General features: G+C 65.0%; 15 protein-coding genes, 1 other RNA gene and 2 pseudogenes. 11 read left to right on the plus strand and 7 right to left on the minus strand.

The window, feature by feature from the left end:
* Both H8B02_RS32420 and H8B02_RS32425 read left to right on the plus strand, forming a co-directional pair.
* The coding region (locus H8B02_RS32420) for a methyl-accepting chemotaxis protein (RefSeq protein ID WP_229169952.1) at window positions 1-1,546 on the plus strand (1,546 nt) is incomplete at its 5' end.
* A 230-nt stretch (window positions 1,547-1,776) separates the two neighbouring features.
* A pseudogene (locus H8B02_RS32425) lies at window positions 1,777-3,188 on the plus strand (methyl-accepting chemotaxis protein).
* 8 nt (window positions 3,189-3,196) lie between these two features.
* Here H8B02_RS32425 and H8B02_RS32430 read toward each other — a convergent pair.
* Window positions 3,197-4,453, minus strand: a complete 1,257-nt coding sequence (locus H8B02_RS32430; protein WP_229169953.1) for an ABC transporter substrate-binding protein — start codon at window positions 4,451-4,453, stop codon at window positions 3,197-3,199.
* On the opposite strand from H8B02_RS32430, the gene H8B02_RS32435 reads away from it, so the two are divergent.
* A complete protein-coding gene (locus tag H8B02_RS32435; RefSeq protein WP_229169954.1) occupies window positions 4,397-6,094 on the plus strand; it encodes a cache domain-containing protein in 1,698 nt (565 codons plus the stop codon). The two genes, H8B02_RS32430 and H8B02_RS32435, sit on opposite strands and share 57 nt — an antisense overlap.
* Here H8B02_RS32435 and H8B02_RS32440 read toward each other — a convergent pair.
* From H8B02_RS32440 to H8B02_RS32455, 4 genes are all read right to left on the minus strand, one after another.
* Window positions 6,091-6,921, minus strand: coding sequence for a TIGR00282 family metallophosphoesterase (locus tag H8B02_RS32440; RefSeq protein ID WP_229169955.1), 831 nt, complete (start codon window positions 6,919-6,921; stop codon window positions 6,091-6,093). The two genes, H8B02_RS32435 and H8B02_RS32440, sit on opposite strands and share 4 nt — an antisense overlap.
* Before the next feature lie 2 nt (window positions 6,922-6,923).
* Window positions 6,924-7,502 carry a 5-formyltetrahydrofolate cyclo-ligase gene (locus H8B02_RS32445; protein WP_212313992.1) on the minus strand — a complete coding sequence of 193 codons (579 nt, stop codon included), beginning with the start codon at window positions 7,500-7,502 and terminating at the stop codon, window positions 6,924-6,926.
* Between the two features lie 203 nt (window positions 7,503-7,705).
* Window positions 7,706-7,866: non-coding RNA, 6S RNA (gene ssrS, locus H8B02_RS32450), on the minus strand.
* Between the two features lie 208 nt (window positions 7,867-8,074).
* The gene (locus H8B02_RS32455) at window positions 8,075-8,704 is read right to left on the minus strand and encodes a TetR/AcrR family transcriptional regulator (RefSeq protein WP_229169956.1); all 630 of its coding nucleotides are present in this window, start codon (window positions 8,702-8,704) and stop codon (window positions 8,075-8,077) included.
* A gap of 135 nt (window positions 8,705-8,839) precedes the next feature.
* On the opposite strand from H8B02_RS32455, the gene H8B02_RS32460 reads away from it, so the two are divergent.
* Window positions 8,840-9,316 (plus strand): PaaI family thioesterase, encoded by a 477-nt coding sequence (locus H8B02_RS32460; RefSeq protein ID WP_229169957.1) that lies wholly within the window; start codon window positions 8,840-8,842, stop codon window positions 9,314-9,316.
* A gap of 219 nt (window positions 9,317-9,535) precedes the next feature.
* On the opposite strand, the gene H8B02_RS32465 is transcribed toward H8B02_RS32460, so the two are convergent.
* Together H8B02_RS32465 and H8B02_RS32470 are read right to left on the minus strand one after the other, a co-directional pair.
* A complete protein-coding gene (locus H8B02_RS32465; RefSeq protein WP_092123645.1) occupies window positions 9,536-9,919 on the minus strand; it encodes a cell division protein ZapA in 384 nt (127 codons plus the stop codon).
* Window positions 9,916-10,236 carry a DUF4164 domain-containing protein gene (locus H8B02_RS32470; RefSeq protein ID WP_092123643.1) on the minus strand — a complete coding sequence of 107 codons (321 nt, stop codon included), beginning with the start codon at window positions 10,234-10,236 and terminating at the stop codon, window positions 9,916-9,918. Before H8B02_RS32470 ends, H8B02_RS32465 begins: the two co-directional genes overlap by 4 nt.
* A 337-nt stretch (window positions 10,237-10,573) precedes the next feature.
* On the opposite strand from H8B02_RS32470, the pseudogene tkt reads away from it, so the two are divergent.
* The 7 genes and pseudogenes from tkt to H8B02_RS32505 form a co-directional block, all read left to right on the plus strand.
* A pseudogene (gene tkt, locus H8B02_RS32475) lies at window positions 10,574-12,555 on the plus strand (transketolase).
* A gap of 162 nt (window positions 12,556-12,717) precedes the next feature.
* A complete protein-coding gene (gene gap, locus H8B02_RS32480) occupies window positions 12,718-13,725 on the plus strand; it encodes a type I glyceraldehyde-3-phosphate dehydrogenase (protein WP_229169958.1) in 1,008 nt (335 codons plus the stop codon).
* 142 nt (window positions 13,726-13,867) lie between these two features.
* Window positions 13,868-15,064 (plus strand): phosphoglycerate kinase, encoded by a 1,197-nt coding sequence (locus H8B02_RS32485; RefSeq protein WP_229169959.1) that lies wholly within the window; start codon window positions 13,868-13,870, stop codon window positions 15,062-15,064.
* Window positions 15,065-15,200: 136 nt separating this feature from the next.
* The gene (gene fba / locus H8B02_RS32490; RefSeq protein ID WP_229169960.1) at window positions 15,201-16,268 is read left to right on the plus strand and encodes a class II fructose-bisphosphate aldolase; all 1,068 of its coding nucleotides are present in this window, start codon (window positions 15,201-15,203) and stop codon (window positions 16,266-16,268) included.
* Window positions 16,269-16,470: 202 nt separating this feature from the next.
* Window positions 16,471-17,496, plus strand: coding sequence for a class I fructose-bisphosphate aldolase (locus H8B02_RS32495; RefSeq protein ID WP_229169961.1), 1,026 nt, complete (start codon window positions 16,471-16,473; stop codon window positions 17,494-17,496).
* Window positions 17,497-18,174 (plus strand): thiamine phosphate synthase, encoded by a 678-nt coding sequence (locus tag H8B02_RS32500; RefSeq protein ID WP_229169962.1) that lies wholly within the window; start codon window positions 17,497-17,499, stop codon window positions 18,172-18,174.
* A 7-nt stretch (window positions 18,175-18,181) separates the two neighbouring features.
* Window positions 18,182-19,055 (plus strand): tetratricopeptide repeat protein (locus tag H8B02_RS32505; protein ID WP_229169963.1); only part of this gene is annotated, 874 nt, incomplete at its 3' end.

Here is a 19,055-nt window from a genome sequence, read left to right on the forward strand (position 1 = left end):
CGCCGCCAAGCTCGCCACCATCCGCGCCCGCACCGACGCGCTGACCGGCCGCAGCAGCGATGCACAGAGCACCGCGACGACGTTCTCGGAGGCCGCCGACCGCTTCACCCATTCCGCCGAAGGCATCGGCGCGCAGGTGCGCAGCGCGAGCCAGCTCGCCGACGACGCCGCGGCGGCGGCGCGCGAGGCCACCGCCAATGTCGATCGCTTGCGCGAATCCTCGGCGGCGATCGGCAATGTCGTCAATCTGATCGCGCAGATCGCGCGGCAGACCACGCTGCTTGCGCTCAACTCGACCATCGAGGCGGCGCGCGCCGGCGCGGCTGGCAAGGGCTTTGCGGTGGTCGCCACCGAAGTCAAGGCGCTGGCAGTGCAGACCCAGAACGCAACCGAAGAGATCACACGCAAGATCGAGGCGTTGCAGAAGGACGCCACCGGATCGGCGGACGCCGTCCACCGCATCTCGCAGGCGATCGAAAAGATCCGGCCGGTGTTCGAGAACGTCAATGGCGCGGTCGCCGAGCAGAACCAGATCACCGGTGAGATGGGCCAGAACGCGGCCTCCGCATCGCACTTCATCGTCTCGGTCGGCACCAGCGCCGGCGAGATCGATTCGGCAACGCGCGAAGCTGCCGCGCATGGCGACAACGTCGCCAAGGCCGGCAAGGCGGTGACCGGCTTCGCCCAGAAGCTGAAGGCGCGCTGCGCGGTGCTGCTGCGCCAGGACGAGCGCGGCGATCCGCGCAAGAACGAGCGCCTGCCCTGCAGTCTCACAATCGAGATCACGACCGCGCGCGGCATGATCACCGCGCCGGTCTATGAGATCGCGATGGACGGCATCCTGATCGGCGGGCCGGATGCCGAGAGGCTGCCGGCCCATGAGACCCTGACCGCGACCTTGCAGGACGTCGGCGCCTGCCGGATCAGGATCGGCGACCGCTCCAAGGCAGGCAGCCGGGCGCGCTTCGAGGCGGCGTCCGCCGCGCTGCGCGAGAAGATCGAAGACCGGATGTGGGCGATTCACGAGGAGAACGCCGAACTCGTCACCCGCGCGATGGAAGCGGGTCGCACGCTGAGCAAGCTCTTCGAGGACGGACTGGCAAGCGGCGCGATCACGATCGCTGACATGTTCGACACCGACTATGTCGAGATACCGAGCACCAACCCGGTGCAGTATCGCACCAAAATGCTGGATTGGGCGGATCGCTCGCTGCCCGCTATGCTCGAGGCGTTCCTCGCCAAGGACAAGCGCCTGGCGTTCTGCGCGACGGTCGACCGGAACGGCTATCTGCCGGTCCACAACAAGATCTACTCGCAGCCGCAGCGGCCGGGCGATGTGGCCTACAACACCGCCAATTGCCGCAATCGGCGTATCTTCAACGATCCCGCGGGCCTCGCCGCCGCGCACAATGAGCGCGCCTATCTGGTTCAAAGCTACGCGCGCGACATGGGCAACGGCACCACCGTGATGATGCGCGAGATCGACGTGCCGATCCGTGTGCGCGGCCGGCACTGGGGCGCCTTCCGCACCGCCTACAAGCTTTGAACGCTCAGGTAGCCCGGATGCAGCGAAGCGTAATCCGGGACCAGTGCGCCCGCGGACGAGAACCCCGGATTGCGCTTCGCTCCATCCGGGCTACGCGACGACACGCACTGCGCTGCATCCGGGCCACGCAGTTCACGCTCAGGCAAGACCGGCGGACCGAATCAAGCTTTAGACTGGAATGGGGAATGCTGCGGCGGTGCGACGGGCTGCTGTAACGGAGGAAACGCGACATGTCGGCGGCGCAGCTTGCAGTGCTGGATACGTCATCGAACCGGACGCTGATCGACCAGCTCGCCGACCGCATCGGCGGCCTCGGGGTCGAGCTTGCCGACATCGCCGGCAACGTCCAGGAGGTCGCGAGCCGCGTCAGCAGCCAGTCGGAGCGGTTCCATCATTTGCAGGAGACCGCCGAGATCATGGTCTCGGCCAATCACGACATCGCCAACGCATCGCAGGCGGTGCAAACGACCGCATCCGCCGCGGTCGGCCGGATCGCGGAATCGCGCAACGTCGTCGAGACGGCGGTCAGCCATATCGCGGAACTCGTCGCGGCGGTCGGACGGATCGAGGCGCGGCTCGCCGCGGTCGGCTCCGCGCTGACCCAGGTCGCCAAGGTCTCCGGTTCGATCGAGGCTATCGCCAAGCAGACCAATCTGCTGGCGCTCAACGCCACGATCGAGGCCGCGCGCGCCGGCAATGCCGGCCGGGGCTTTGCAGTGGTCGCGAGCGAAGTGAAGAACCTTGCCGAGGCGACCCGCCAAGCGACCCATCAGATTTCCGACACCGTGCGCGATCTCGACGGCCAGATCGGCAGCCTGATCGGCGAGAGCAGCGACGCCTCGCTGCGCGCCAAGAGCGCCGGCGAAGGCGCCCGGCAGATATCGGGCATCATCATGCGCGTGCAGGAGGGCTTCTCATCGGTCGGCGCCGAGATCGGCAGCGTGGCGCGCGCCGCGACCTCCAATCTCGGTCATTGCGACACCGTGATCGCGGAGCTGAACGAGCTCGCCAAGGGCGTCGATCTCTCCTCGCGCGACCTCAAGTACGCCGACGGCCGCGTCGCGAAGCTGCTCGAGCTGTCAGAGAGCCTGATCGTGACGATCGCCGACAGCGGCGTCGAAACCAGCGATGCGCCGCTGATCCGCGTCGCGATCGACACCGCGAAACAGATCTCGGAGCTGTTCGAGAAGGCCATCGCGCGCGGCGAGATCACGCTCGCGCAGTTGATGGACGAGAAGTACCGCGAGATCGCGGGCACCAATCCGAAGCAGTATCTGACCGACTATGTCAGCTTCACCGACCGCGTGCTGCCGGCAATCCAGGATCCGATCCAGAAGACCGACCCGCGCATCGTGTTCTGCGTCGCCTGGGCGCGAGGCGGCATCTGCCGACCCACAATCCGAACTACCGGCAGCCGCAGGGGCCGGACCCGGTGTGGAATAACGCCAATTGCCGCAACCGCCGGCTGTTCAACGACCGCGCGGTGAGCAAGGTCGCAGCCAACACCAAGCCGTTCCTGCTGCAGACCTACCGCCGCGACATGGGCGGCGGCAATTTCGTGCTGATGAAGGATGTGTCATCGCCGATCGTCGTGAACGGCCGCCACTGGGGCGCGTTCCGGATGGGCTTCCGGCAGAGTTAGAGTCCGTCCTACTCGATGACGCGATCGGCCCTCATCAGCAAGGACGGCGAGATCGCGATATCCAGCGCCTTCGCCGTGCGCATGTTGATGACGAATTCAAACGTGGTTGGCTGTTCGATCGGCAGATCGGCCGGCCTCGCGCCCTTGAAAACACGATCGACATAATAGGCGAGACGCCGATAGGAATCGGCGACCTTCGGTCCATAGGTAAAGAGCGCCCCACTTTGAGCGAAAATCGGCCATCCAGATATGGCCGGGATATGCTTGCTCATCGCGAAATCAATGATCGCCTGCCGGTTCTGGACCGCGAAGCCGTCGGCGAGAATCGAGACTGCCTGCGGAGGATCGTCGGCCATCGCCGCCAGCGCGGCCGCGAGCTTTTCCCGCGTTTCGGTCGGGAAGTAGTCGATCGTGAGTCCGAGTTGGCGTCCCGTCTCTTCGGAAGCGCCGCGCTCGAGATGCGCGCCGGGATGCTCGGGGTTGCCAATAAACGCGACACGACGAAGCTTCGGCATCATATCCTTGAGGAGGTCGAGGCGTTTCCCCATGAGTTCGATCGCCATCAAGGTGAGACCGGATTTGTTGCCGCGCGGCTTTGCGAGACTGTCTGCAAAGCCGGAAGAAACGGGATCCGCGCTGATCACGAAGACAACGGGCAGATCGAGCGGAGGAAGCTCGAAGGCAGCCGTGCCTTGAGCCACGATCAAGTCGACCTGCAGCCGCACCAGCTCGCGGACGAGTTCCGGCACGCGGCCGTCGATGCCCTCGCCATAGCGGTACTCGATCGCAAGGTTTCGGCCTTCGGTGTAGCCGCGCTCACTGAGACCCTGGCGGAATGCCTCGACATAGGGCGCGAGACTCGCCGCCGTCTGTGCGGTCACCCAGCCGATGCGACGGATTTTCTCCGTGGATTGCGCCACCAGCGACTGCGGCACGAACGTCGCCGCCAGTGTTGAAGCAAGGAACGCGCGTCGATGCATGTCGCGCCTCCTCCCAAACGGACGTGGTGATACAAATTTGTCTTTGCGCGTCCTGAAAGGTTCACCCGGCCTGGGCGGCCGCCGGATTGCCGAGCCTGCCTTGGGCTCGATGGCGTGGTAGTGTCGGGCAAGAAGTGGTGCTTTCAAAAGGTACTCCACGTGCCGAAGCCGCACCGAACGCTTTTTGTCAAATATTTCTTCACGCTGTTCATTGCCGTGGTCTTGCCCTTGGCATTGGGAGCGATCGGGGAAGCCTGGTTTGGCTATCGCGAGCAGCGCGTTCATCTCACCGAACTCCTCAGGTCCGAATCCCGATCGGCCGCCGACCGGATTCAGAGCTTTACCGACGGCATTCGCGACCAGCTCGGATGGCTCGTGCAGTTTCCCTGGACGGACGGCCAGGACGAACAGCACAAGCTTGATGCTCAGCGCCTTTTGCGGCAGGTGCCGGCGATCTCCTCCGTTTCGCTGTTCGATGGAGCGGGCGTCCAGCACGCGATGGTATCCCGATTGGCGATCAACCGCGTTGGCGAAGACACGAACTCTCCGAGCGACCCGGTCGTGGACAAACTGCGCACGGGCGCCTCCAAGGTGTGGTACGGCCCCGTCAGATATCAGCGCGGCTCGGAGCCGCACATGACGATCGCGGTGAGCGGAAACCGGGACGCGACCGGCTTCGCCGTCGCCGATGTCAACCTGAAGCTGATCTGGGATGTGGTCACGGCCATCAAGATCGGCGAGACCGGAGAAGCGTTCGTCGTGGACGACACCGGCCGGCTGGTGGCTCACCCCGACATAAGCCTTGTGCTGCGCGGTGATGCGACGGCCGAAGCGTTCAATCGTCTCCGGCGCGATATCGTCAGATCAAGCGACTCCGCCACCGAAACGAAAGATATCGAGGGTCGCCCCGTCGTTGCCCTCGCGGCGGAAATCCCAAGTCTCAAATGGACCGTGATTGTCCAGCAACCGGCTGCGGAAGCATTTGCTCCCATCCGCGCCTCGCTGTGGCGTTCGCTCCTGTTGGTGGCGATCGGCACCTTGCTTGCCATCGTCCTGGCCTATTGGCTCGCAGGACGGATGTCGGGCCCGATTCGGCTGCTCGAAGACGGTGCACAGCGGGTCGGAGCCGGTCAATTCGATCACCGCGTGACGATCTCGACGGGCGACGAGATCGAGCGATTGGCAACTCGCTTCAACGAAATGGCAAGAGAGCTTGGCCTTTCGAAGGAGAAATCTGATCGCATCAATCGCTTGAAGCGCTTCCTCGCCCCGCAGATTGCCGAGCTTGTCGAGAGTGCCGGCGACGATACCGTGCTCGAGGGGCAGCGGCGGGAGGTGGTGGCTGTTTTTGTCGACTTGCGCGATTTCACGTCGTTTTCGAATCGCAACGAGCCCGAGGTCGTGATGGGCTTGCTCGACGAATATCACACGGCCGTCGGAACAATCATCGTCCGCCACGGAGCGACGTTGACGAATTTTGCCGGCGACGGGCTGATGCTGTTGATCAACGCTCCGGTACGTTGCCCGGATCCCGCGCTTGCGGCGCTCAACCTCGCGATTGAGATGCGATCGGCGGTACAAGGCCTCGCGGCCGGGTGGCGCAAGCGTAGCTATGGGATTGGCCTGGGAATCGGACTTGCCATGGGCCCGGCGACCGTGGGGCGTATTGGATACGAAGGCCAGTTTGCCTACACGGCAATAGGGAACGCCGTGAACCTGGCTGCTCGACTGTGCTCTGCCGCAATCGACGGCCAGATACTTGTCGATCAGGCCATCGCCGCAGCGGTCGATGGACGGTTACCTCTACAGGCCCTCGGAGCCATCGCGATCAAGGGATACGATCAACAAGTACCGGTTTTTGCGGTTGCTCCCGACGCCGCAGCCATAGCGACCATAGGAAGTCGCGGCTCCGCCTCCACGCGCTAGCGGTTCACCCAGAACCCCGGCACAGCGGGCTCGAGCCGCCCGCCGGCGCGCACCGGCGCGACCTTCACGGCAAGCCCGGTCGCATCGTCGGTCTCGACCGCGACGCCGCTCAGCGTCGCAACGCCTCCGGCCGGCTCGAAACGGCCGGATGGAATGCCGGTGAGGAACCGCTGCAGCGGCTCCTCCTTCTGCATGCCGATCACCGAATCATAGTCGCCGGTCATCCCTGCATCGCTCATATAGGCGGTGCCGCCCGGCAGCACCTGATGATCGGCGGTCGGCACATGGGTGTGGGTCCCGACCACGAGGCTGACGCGGCCGTCGCAGAAGAAGCCGACACCCTGCTTCTCGCTGGTGGCCTCGGCATGGAAATCGAGCACGATGGCGTCACAGCCCTCCCGCAACGGGCAGGCCTCGAGCTCGCGCTCGATCGCGCTGAACGGATCGTTCGAGGACGGCTCCATGAAGACGCGGCCGATCGCGTTGATGATCAGCGCACGCTTGCCGCTCTTGGTGTCGACCAGCGTGGCGCCGCGGCCCGGCGAATGACGCGGGAAGTTCAGCGGCCGGATCAAGCGCGGCGCGCGCTCGATGAAGACCAGCGCCTCCTTCTGATTCCAGGCGTGATTGCCGAGCGTGATCGCATCGGCGCCGGCATCGAGCAGCTCCTGATAGATCGCCTCGGTGATACCGAAGCCGCCGGCGGCGTTCTCGCCGTTGACGACGACGAGATCGAGCGACCAGTCCTTGATCATGCCGGGAAGATGGTCTGATATGGCGGTGCGGCCGGTCCTGCCGACGACGTCACCAACGAAGAGAATACGCAAGGCTAGCTACTCCGGAAATCGAACGTCTTGCGCTCCGTTAGCACATAATCGAGCGGGACGTCGTGCGACAGCGCCGGAATGGCCTTGGTTTCCTGTGCAGCAAAGGCGATCCCCACCCCGATCACATGCTTGGCCTTGCGCAAATGTGCAAAGGTATAGTCGTAATAGCCGGCGCCATAGCCGATGCGGTGGCCGAGCCGGTCGAATGCCGCGAGCGGCACCAGCATCACGTCGGGATGCACCTCGGCCGCGGCCGGCGACGGCTCGGGAATGCCGAGCGGCCCGAGCATCAGCCGGTCCTGCGGCGACCAGCTGCGGAAGGTCAGCGACTGGCCGCGCGCATTGATGCAGGGCAGCGCAAGCCGCGCCCCCTTTTCGGCAAGCTTCTTCATCAGCGGGGCCGGATCGAGCTCGCTGCGGATCGGCGCATAGCCCGAGACGATCATGCCTTGCGTGATCTCGAACGGCGCGCCGCGCTTGGCGAGCGCTTCGGCAGCGGCCGCGCGCTGCTCGTCGCTCAGCGCGTCGCGCTTGGCGAGAGCAAGCGCCCGAAGCTCGGCCTTCGATGGAGCTGCGTGCATGATCCATCTTCCGCTGTCATCGTCCGCAAAACGCGAACGAGCCGGCACTCAGAAACGCTAGCATTCGTTTGACCAGGCCGCGGCGCACTGGACACCCCGCGAGGAGCCTGCCAGCGGGCGAGCCGATGACGAGACCCATTGCGGGGAAACTGCAAAGCAATCGAACCGCCGCAGCGCGACGACAAGGCAACAGCAAAAATCAGTGCGAAGCCGCAGAGGCCGTTGGAGCGCTCGATCCCGGAGTTCCCTACGAAAGTAGGTGGGCACCATATGTCCGGGTCCACGGACCCGGCCAGGGACAGTTCCCTAAAGGATCGATAAGGCCCCGGGGATATATGGCTCCTGACGCACGACGCAGCTTCGCAGGGCCAATGTAGCGACGAAGTTGCGGTTCCGCCAGCGGCAAGGGGCGACTTCCGCAAACAAGGGGCGGACTTCCGCAAATCAGGCGCCGGCGCCGTGCTCGGCTTCCGGCGGAGTGCAAAACATCCGGTGCCTGGTGCGCGCTCCGTCGCGGCGCCAGAGGAAGCGGGCGCCCCGCCGCCTGATCGCCGACCGAGCTGGCCCTTCAATCAGCCTCTGCCGCTCAGCCGTGCAACCATGTTCTTGGTGTAGTGCGCCAGCAGAACCGGCGCGTTGTTGCCAAGCACGTCGATCCGTCCCCCGTGTTTGAGCACCAGCAACCCGACCAGATGCGTGATGAGCGCGGTGGCCTCGATGCGGACCATCGGCAGAAACGGCTTCGCCGTAGCCTTGCGGACCTGCTCCGCGAGCAGAGCGAGCAGAGCGTCCAGTTGCCCCTTGAGGGCCTCATCCAATCCGGACCCGAGCTTCTTCTTGCGCTCCCCGTTGAACAATACGAGCGACAGCGTCAGCTCGGACGGATGCGCGTCGTAATATTTGTATATTGCAAGCGTCCCGCGTCGAAGGGACTTCGTCGGAACAGCGATGCCGTCCATCGCAGCCCTGACTTCTTCAGTGACTGCCGACAGCGATTCACCCAGCACCGCCGCGAATACTTCCTCCTTCGATCGAAACAGCGGGTAGATCGCGCCTGTCGTGCACCCGGCCATTTGCGCGATCGCCCTGATCGACGCGCCTTCGAGGCCGCTGGCCTCAAATACACGACGCGCGGCGTCAACGATCACGCGACGACGATGAAGGTCGAGGGTCTCCTGATAGGTTTGCGCAGCGGCAGACATTGACTCCTTGCCAAATCTGTAACATCGTTCTTGAACGATAACACTGTTATTTAGCTTGGGCAAGCGCAGGTTGGCGCCGCGGCCCCAACGACTTCCAACGCCGGACGCAGTTCAGAATCTCTCCCGGAGAGCACCATGCGTGAACACGAAACGGCACGCTCCATTGAGCCTCTGCTGGATGCCGAGCAAGTGCGGCGGGCGATCATCCGAAACCTGCCGAGCATCGATCACCACGGCGAGGTCGTCGAGAACGTCGGACCGAACGCGATCCGCGTCCGGCTTCCGTATCAGCAGGCGTTCATGGGAGCCGAGTTGTGGCAAGACGGCAGCGGCGGCGTGTTTTCGGGACCGACGGTGATGGGTCTTGCCGACACCACGATGTACGGCTGCGTCCTGGCGGCCCTCGGAGCCAACGTGATCCCGGTGATGGCAGGCTTCAACATCACCTTCCTGCGGCCAGCCAGGGCTTCGGATCTGATCGCGGAGGCGCGCATCGTGCGCCGCGGCCGCCGCCTGCATTATCTCGAATGCTGGCTGACGTCCGACGGCGAACCAGACCCTTGCGCCCATATCACGTCGACTTATCGGGTCGCGGTGCGGCCGGAGCGCTAAAGCGCGATGAGATCAGGTTGAATCGTCATCGCGCTTTAGCTTCTTGTTTGAGCATGATCTTTTCGGAAAACCGCTTCACACTTTTCCGGATCATACTTTAGCGCGCCATGCGCCACTCATTCGATCCGGCGGACGATCGTCGGCAGATGCAGGCAAATAGATCACATCCGGCGGCGTCCGATCATTTCAGTCCGGCCCGCCAGTGAGCTGTCGCGAACTTCAGCCGATCGCGATGCCGCCGCCGATGGTGCGGTTGAGCACCTGCGTGGTGCGCTCGATCCGCTCGGCGGCGGCGTTGAGCGCATTGGAGACCGCGGTCTGGGTCGCGCGGGCGCGGTCGGTGGCGGCTGTGCGGGCATTGCGTAGCTGCTCGACCTCTTCCTCGAGGCTGCGGATGCGCGCGCCCGCATCGACCAGCTCGTCGCAGGCGGTGAGCGCCGCCATCACGGTGAGCCGCGCATCGCCGATCTCGCCGAACTTGCCGCGCAGCGATTCGACGCGCTGCTGGAGATTTTCCGCGAGCTTCAGGAGCCGCACCTCCTGGCCCTCCTCGCAGGCCATCCGGTATTGCCGGCCGTTGATGGTGACGTTGATGTGGCTCATCTGCCTTCTCCGCCCTCGAGCACGGCGCGAATGGTGCCGATCGCCGCATCGAGCTTTTCCGCGATGTCGCGATTGACGCGCTCAAGCTTGCGCGTCTTCACCAGCGATCCGTCGAGCTCGTCGGCGAGCCTGGAGCGATCGGCGCCGAGCGCCTGGATCCGGCTCGCCAATTCGTTTTCGTCGCGGTCGGCCTCGCGGCGCCGCTCCACCGAGCTCTCCAGCGCATCGAGCGCTGCCATCAGCCGCCTTGTCGCAGCATCGATATCGGCGAGCGGTGCCTCGGTATTGCCAGAGCCGTTGGCGAGACGATCACTCATGACACGCGGTGTGGACCCTTCAAATTGGCTAGCTGGGGTAGCCTGGTGGAAACAGGCCTGCCGCACGGCAAAACTGGCGGTTCGGCAAGCGGTTAGCGGACGAAATTTACGTGGCAAGCGAGCCGAGCGCAACGGCGGCGCCAAACTATGCACCGTTCAATGAAATTGGGCCATTTTGAGCAACTTTTCCCCGTTTTGGGGCGTTTCATCGCCTTGGACTTGCGGAATTGAGGTGCTAATCCACCCTCCAACCCGTAAGGCCATCCACGCGCGTATCGCGGCTGACCGCCCCGATGCGTCCAGCAATCAGCTCCTCATTCCAGGCGGACTTTTCATCATGACGCAGGTCGATCACACCCGTATGGCCAATGCGATCCGTGGCCTTGCCATGGACGCCGTCGAGAAGGCGAATTCCGGCCATCCCGGCCTGCCGATGGGCGCCGCCGACATCGCGACCGTCCTGTTCACCCAGTTCCTGAAATTCGACGCCGCCGACACGGCATGGCCCGATCGCGACCGCTTCGTGCTGTCGGCCGGCCACGGCTCGATGCTGCTCTATGCGTTGCTGTACCTCACCGGCAACAAGGACATGACGCTCGACCAGCTCAAGCATTTCCGCCAGCTCGGATCGCTGACGCCGGGACACCCCGAGAATTTCCACACCAAGGGTATCGAGACCACCACCGGTCCGCTCGGCCAGGGCATTGCCACTGCGGTCGGCATGGCGCTCGCCGAGAAGATGCTCGCCGCAGAGTTCGGCAAGAAGATCGTCAGCCACCACACCTATGTGCTCGCCTCCGACGGCGACCTGATGGAAGGCATCTCGCAGGAAGCAATCGCGCTCGCCGGTCACTGGCGCCTCAACAAGATGATCGTGCTGTACGACGACAACGGCATCTCGATCGACGGTCCGACCTCGATCTCCGATTCCGTCGACCAGGTGAAGCGCTTCAAGTCCGCGGGCTGGGCCGCCGAATTGATCGACGGCCATGATCAGCAGGCGATTGCCGCCGCGATCACCCGCGCTCAGAAATCCAGCAAGCCTTCGATGATCGCCTGCAAGACCACGATCGGTTCGGCGCGCCGACCAGGGCCGGCACGGCGAAAGCGCATGGCGAGGCGCTCGGCGCCGCCGAGCTCAAGGGTGCCAAGGAGAAGCTCGGCATTTCGCTCGAGCCGTTCTCGGTGCCCGACGACGTGCTGAAGGCCTGGCGTGAGGCGGGCGCCCGCGGCGCCGCCGAGCACAAGGCCTGGGACGAGCAGTTCGCGCAGCTCGGCAACCGCAAGCGCGCCGAGTTCGAGCGCCGCCTGCGTCACGAGCGGCCGCAGTCGCTCGCCAAGGGGCTGCGCGCCTTCAAGAAGGGCCTGTTGGAGAATCCGCTCAACGTCGCGACCCGCAAATCGTCGGAAGCCGCGATCGAGGTGATCGCCGCCGCAATGCCGATGGAGTTCGTCGCCGGCTCCGCCGACCTCACCGGCTCCAACAACAACAAGGCGAAGTCGGCAGTGGCGTTCGCCGCCAAGACGCCGAAGGGCCGCTTCATCCATTACGGCATCCGCGAACACGGCATGGCGGCGTGCCTCAACGGCATCTTCCTGCATGGCGGCTTCGCGCCGAACGGCGCCACCTTCCTGGTGTTCACCGACTATGCGCGCGGTGCGATGCGGCTATCGGCGCTGATGGGCGCCGGCGTGGTCTATGTGATGACCCACGATTCGATCGGTCTTGGCGAGGACGGTCCGACGCACCAGCCGGTCGAGCATCTCTCGGCGCTGCGCGCGATGCCCAACATGCGCGTATTCCGGCCCTGCGACGCGGTCGAGACCGCCGAGTGCTGGGAACTGGCGCTCAACCGGATCGACGGGCCGACGGTGCTGGCGCTGACCCGCCAGAACCTGCCGCAGCTCCGCACCACGGCGCCGAACGACAATCCGTGCAGCCACGGCGCCTACGAGCTGGTCGCGGCGCAGGGTGACGCAAAAGTGTCATTGTTCGCCTCCGGTTCCGAGGTCCAGATCGCGGTCGAGGCGCAGAAGCAGCTCGCCGGGCGCGGCATCGCGACGCGGGTGGTCTCGGTCCCGTCGCTGGAATTGCTGCTGGCGCAACCCGCCGAGCGGCAAAATGCCGTTATCGGCAACGCCCCGGTCAAGATCGCGATCGAGGCTGCGGTCCGCTGGGGCTGGGATGCCGTGATCGGCCGCGACGGTGAATTCGTCGGCATGCACGGTTTCGGTGCCAGTGCCCCGGCGAAGGACCTTTTCCCGCATTTCGGCATTACTGCGGAGGCCGTCGTTAACGCTGCCCTGAAGCGCGTCTGACGCTGGCCTGACACCGCCGGTCAAAGGTTGAGCTTGCCGCGAAAAAGGATTACCAAAGCTCCATCTTTTCCGCTCGCGTCCGGCTGAACCGGGCGTTCCGCCGTAAAACCCTCGTGGGACACCTCCCGCGGGGCCGGCAGTAGCTTTTAGAGGAGACACAGCATGGCAATCCGCGTCGCGATCAACGGGTTTGGGCGTATCGGCCGCAATGTGTTGCGCGCCATCGCCGAGTCCGGCCGCAAGGACATCGAGGTGGTTGGCATCAACGACCTCGGCCCGGTCGAGACCAACGCGCACCTGCTGCGCTTCGATTCCGTGCATGGCCGCTTTCCGGGCACCGTGACCGTCGACGGCGACTCGATCAGCGTCGGCGACAACAAGATCAAGGTCTCGGCCGAGCGCGATCCGTCCAAGCTGCCGTGGAAGGCCCTCGGCGTCGACATCGCGCTGGAATGCACCGGCATCTTCACCGCCAAGGACAAGGCCTCTGCGCACCTCACCGCCGGCGCCAAGCGCGTGCTGGTCTCGGCTCCCGCGGACGGCGCCGATGCGACGATCGTCTACGGCGTCAACCACGACACGCTGAACAAGGATCAGCTCGTCATCTCCAACGGCTCCTGCACCACCAACTGCCTCGCGCCGGTTGCCAAGGTGTTGAACGAGACGGTCGGCATCGAGACCGGCTTCATGACCACGATCCACGCCTATACCGGCGACCAGCCGACGCTGGACACCCTGCACAAGGATCTCTATCGCGGTCGCGCCGCGGCGATGTCGATGATCCCGACCTCGACCGGTGCCGCGAAAGCCATCGGCCTGGTGCTGCCGGAACTGAAGGGCAAGCTCGACGGCGTCTCGATCCGCGTGCCGACCCCGAACGTCTCGGTGATCGATCTGAAGATCGTCGCAAAGCGCTCAACCGATGCCAAGGAAATCAACGAGGCGATGAAGCGCGCCTCCGAGCAGCAGCTCAAGGGCATTCTGGGCTTTACCACCGCGCCGAACGTCTCGATCGATTTCAACCACGATCCGCACTCGGCCACCTTCCACATGGACCAGACCAAGGTGCAGAACGGCACGCTGGTGCGCGTGATGGCTTGGTACGACAATGAGTGGGGCTTCTCGAACCGCATGGCGGACACCGCCGTGGCGATCGGCAAGCTGATCTAAATTCGACTGTTCGTGATGCCCGGCCGAGCGCCGGGCATCTGCGTGTTTGCCCCCGTATTCGCGACCTCAACGGCCGCGACATCGGCAAGCGAAAGCGACGCCGTCCGCTGGATGGCTGTGTCCGGCCGCACAGGAAACGCCCATGACCAAATCGTTCCGCACCCTCGACGACGTCAACGTGAAGGGCAAGCGCGTGCTGCTGCGCGTCGACCTCAACGTTCCCATGGAAGGCGGCCGCGTCACCGACGCCACGCGGCTCGAGCGCGTTGCCCCCACCATCACCGAGATCTCCGACAAGGGCGGCAAGGTGATCCTGCTCGCCCATTTCGGCCGGCCCAATGGCCGCGATCCCAAGGACTCGCTGAAGCCGGTCGCTGAAGCGCTATCGAAGGTGATCAAGCGCCCGGTCGCCTTCGCCGAGGATTGCATCGGCGAGCCCGCGGCCAAGGCGGTTGCGGCCCTCAACGACGGCGACATCCTCTGCCTCGAGAACACCCGCTTCCACAAGGAAGAGGAAAAGAACGACCCCGGCTTCGTCGCGGAGCTCACCAAGCTCGGCGACATCTGGGTCAACGACGCCTTCTCCGCCGCGCATCGCGCCCACGCCTCGACCGAAGGCCTCGGCCACAAGCTGCCGGCCTATGCCGGCCGCACCATGCAGGCCGAGCTCGACGCGCTCGGCAAGGCGCTGGAAGCACCGACCAAGCCCGTGATCGCGATCATCGGCGGCGCCAAGGTCTCGACCAAGATCGACCTGCTGGAAAACCTCGTGAACAAGGTCGACGCGCTGGTGATCGGCGGCGGCATGGCCAACACCTTCCTGCACGCGCAGGGCATCGGCGTCGGCAAGTCGCTCGCCGAAAAGGACCTCGCCGCGACCGCGCTGCGGATCATGGAGAAGGCCAACGCCGCCAATTGCGCGATCATCCTGCCCGTTGACGCCGTCGTCGCCAACCAGTTCGCCGCCAATGCGCCGTCGCACGCCTATGGCCTCGACGCGATCCCGGCCGACGGCATGATCCTGGACGTCGGCCCGCAATCGATCGCGCGCATCCATGCCGCGATCGACGATGCCGCGACGCTGGTCTGGAACGGACCGCTCGGCGCCTTCGAATTGACGCCGTTCGACCGCGGCACGGTGGTGTCGGCCAAGCATGCCGCCGAGCGCACCAGGGCCAAAAAGCTGATCTCGGTCGCCGGCGGCGGCGATACCGTCGCGGCGCTCAACCAGGCGGGCGTCGCCGGCGATTTTTCCTACGTCTCGACCGCGGGCGGCGCGTTTCTTGAATGGATGGAAGGCAAGCCGCTGCCGGGCGTCGAAGTGTTGAAAAACGGTTGATCCAGAGCATGATCCGGAAGTGTGAAGCGGTTTTCCGAAAAGATCATGCTCAAACAAAGAGCTAAAGGGCGATGACGATTCAACCTAATCTCATCGCGCCTCAAATCCGCGAACGCGCTTTACAGGGAGAAATGGAATGGCTCGCATAACATTGCGGCAACTGCTCGATCACGCGGCCGAGCACGATTACGGCGTACCTGCCTTCAACATCAACAACATGGAGCAGGCGCTGGCGATCATGGTCGCGGCCTCCGAGGTTGACGCGCCCGTCATCATCCAGGCCTCGCGCGGTGCGCGGTCCTACGCCAACGACGTCATGCTCAAGCACATGATGGACGCCGTCACCGAGATCTATCCGCAGATCCCGGTCTGCGTGCATCTCGACCATGGCAACGAGCCCGCCACCTGCATGACGGCGATCCAGGCCGGCTTCACCTCGGTCATGATGGACGGCTCGCTGAAGGCCGACGGCAAGACCCCCGGCGACTGGGACTACAATGTCGGCGTCACTAGGACCGTGACGGGTATGGCCCACCTCGGCGGCATCTCGGTGGAAGGCGAGCTCGGCGTGCTCGGCTCGCTCGAGACCGGCATGGGCGACAAGGAAGACGGCCACGGTGCCGAGGGCAAGCTGTCGCATGACCAGCTTCTGACCAATCCGGACGAGGCCGTGAAGTTCGTCAAGGAAACCAAGGTCGATGCGCTGGCGATCGCGATGGGCACCTCGCACGGTGCCTACAAGTTCACCCGCAAGCCCGACGGCGACATCCTCGCCATGAACGTGATCGAGGAGATTCATCGCAAGCTGCCGAACACGCATCTCGTGATGCACGGCTCCTCGTCGGTGCCGCAGGAGCTGCAGGAGATCATCAACGCCAATGGCGGCAAGATGAAGCCGACCTGGGGCGTGCCGGTCGCCGAGATTCAGCGCGGCATCAAGAACGGCGTGCGCAAGATCAACATCGACACCGACAACCGGATGGCGATGACCGGCCAGATCCGCAAGGTGCTGAAGGACAATCCGGAAGAGTTCGATCCGCGCAAGTACCTGAAGCCCGCGATGGAGGCGATGACCAAGCTGTGCAAGCAGCGCCTGCAGGAGTTCAACACCGCGGGCCAGGCCAGCAAGATCAAGAAGGTGCTGACCACGGCGGAAATGGCCAAGCGCTACGCTTCAGGCGCGCTCGACCCCAAGGTCGCCTGACAAGGTCGCCTGAGAGATCGCCTGACAACTTCTCGCCTGAATCATTAAGGCGGGACACCGGCTCTGACGCAGTTGGAAACGGTGTCCCGGGGCTTGATCGCCGGCTGCGACAAACATCGGCCGCGACGAACGTTTTCTAGGCATTTGCCCGAGAACCGCCTATTTTGGTTTGCAAAGGCAATGGCTCCGGAGGACGCCCCCGATGAACCTCGCTGACCTCAACAAAATTGCGCTCGCCATGGTCACCCCGGGCAAGGGCATCCTCGCCGCCGACGAATCCTCCGGCACCATCAAGAAGCGTTTCGACGCCATCAAGGTCGATTCGACCGAAGACAGTCGCCGCGACTACCGCGAGATGCTGTTCCGCTCGCAGGAGGCGATGAGCAAGTACATCTCCGGCGTCATCCTGTACGACGAGACGATCTGGCAGAATGCCAAGGACGGCACACCGCTGGTCAAGCTGATCGAACAGGCCGGCAGCATTCCCGGCATCAAGGTCGACGAGGGCACGCAGGCGCTGCCGAACTGCCCGGGCGAACTCGTCACCGTCGGCCTCGACAAGCTCGCCGAGCGCTTGAAGAAATATTACGAACGCGGTGCGCGCTTTGCGAAGTGGCGCGCCGTGATCGATATCGGGCCGCGAATCCCGACCCAGACCGCAGTCCGCGTCAATGCGCACGCGCTGGCGCGCTACGCAGCGCTGTGCCAGGCCGCGCAGATCGTCCCGATCGTCGAGCCGGAAGTGCTGATGGACGGCGATCACGACATCGACCGCTGCTATGAGGTGACGCAGCGCGTGCTGAACCGCACCTTCCAGGAATTGCGGGTGCAGCGCGTCGCGCTCGAAGGCATGATCCTGAAGCCCAACATGGCGATCTCGGGCAAGAAATGCCCGAAGCAGGCGTCGGTGCAGGAAGTCGCCGAGAAGACCATCCGCCTGCTCAAGAGCTGCGTGCCGGCCGCGGTGCCGGGCATCGCTTTCCTCTCCGGCGGACAGAGCGACCAAGAGGCGACCGCGCATCTCGACGCCATGAACAAGATCGGCCACCTGCCCTGGCGGCTCACCTTCTCCTATGGCCGTGCGCTGCAGGCGGCGCCGCAGAAGGCGTGGTCCGGCAAGCTCGACAATGTCCCGGCGGGCCAGCGCGCCTTCTCGCATCGCGCCCGGATGAACGGGCTGGCGAGCACCGGCAATTGGGAAGCCGGCCTCGAGAAACAGGCGGCATAGTTGGCGACCAAGCCCGTTCCGCCGCGGCCGGCGCCGCGCCTCTATCTGGCAACCCCGCCGGTCGACGAGCCGTTGCTGCTTGCGGCCGAGCTTGCCGATCTGCTTGCCGCGGCCGACGTCGCGGCTGTTCTGGTGCGGCTGCGCGAGACCGATCCGCGCAGCATGATCTCCACCATCAAGGCGCTGGCGCCTGCGATCCAGAACGCGGGCGCGGCACTGCTGATCGACGGCCACCCCGATATTGTGGCCCGCGCCGGCGCCGACGGCGCGCATCTGACCGGCCTCGCCGCGATGGAAGACGCGATGCCTTCGCTGAAACCCGACCGCATCGCCGGCGTCGGCGGGCTCGCGACGCGTCACGATTCCATGGCCGCGGGCGAAGCCGGTGCTGATTATGTGCTGTTCGGCGAGCCCGACGCCAACGGACAGCGGCCCTCGGCCGAGGCGATCGCCGAGCGGCTGGAATGGTGGGACGAATTGTTCGAGCCGCCCTGCGTCGGCTTTGCGACCTCGCGCGAGGAGGCCGAGGCGTTCGCCGCGGCCGGCGCGGATTTCGTGCTGGTCGGAGACCTCATCTGGTCCGATCCGCGCGGCGCCAAGGCCGCACTCGCCGAGATCGGCGCAGCGATTGCGCAGGCGCATGCCGGCACGTTGGGCCAGGCCAAGGCCGAGGGATGACGCCGGAATGAACCGCCTGCGTCCGATAGGTGTTGCGCTCGGCTGCATGATGCTGGCGAGCGGTGCGATGGCGCAGCTCTCGATCACGCCGCCGGCACAGACGCCGCCGCCCGCGAAGAAGGAGGCGCCGAAAGAGAAGCCGAAGGTGCATGCGCCCGCCGCGAAGAAGCCCGCGCCGAAGCCTGCCGCCGCGCCAACGGCCACCCCCACGCCCTCGCCGACCCCGACGCCGGACGATCCCAATGTCGATCTCGTCTACGGCGCCTATCAGCGCGGCATGTACAAGACCGCATTCGAGCTGGCGATGGTGCGCGCCCAGAACAGCAACGATGCCAAGGCCATGACGATGCTGGGCGAGCTCTATGCCAACGGGCTCGGCGTCAAGCGCGACTACGTCAAGGCGGACGACTGGTACAAGCGCGCATCCGATGCCGGCGACCGTGAGGCGATGTTCGCGCTCGCGATGATGCGGATCGCGGGCCGTGGCGGCACGGTGGACAAGGATTCCGCGGTCAAGCTGCTGGCCTCGTCGGCCAAGCTCGGCGAACCGAAGGCGGCCTATAATCTCGCGCTGCTCTATCTCGACGGCCAGACCCTGCCGCAGGACCTCAAGCGCTCCGCCGAGCTGTTGCGGATGGCCGCGGACGCCGGCAGCCCCGAGGCGCAATACGCGCTCGCGACCTTCTACAAGGAAGGCACCGGCGTGCCGAAGGACCTCGAAAAGGCGGCCCGCCTGCTGCAGGCCGCCTCGCTGGCCGACAACGTCGATGCCGAGGTCGAATATGCCATCGCACTCTACAACGGCGCCGGCACGCCGCGGAACGTGCCTGCGGCGGTGGCGCTGCTGCGCAAGGCGGCCCGGCAGAACAGCGCGATCGCGC

The sequence above is a fragment of the Bradyrhizobium altum genome, assembly GCF_020889705.1.
In the GTDB taxonomy this organism is placed as follows: Bacteria; Pseudomonadota; Alphaproteobacteria; order Rhizobiales; family Xanthobacteraceae; genus Bradyrhizobium; species Bradyrhizobium altum.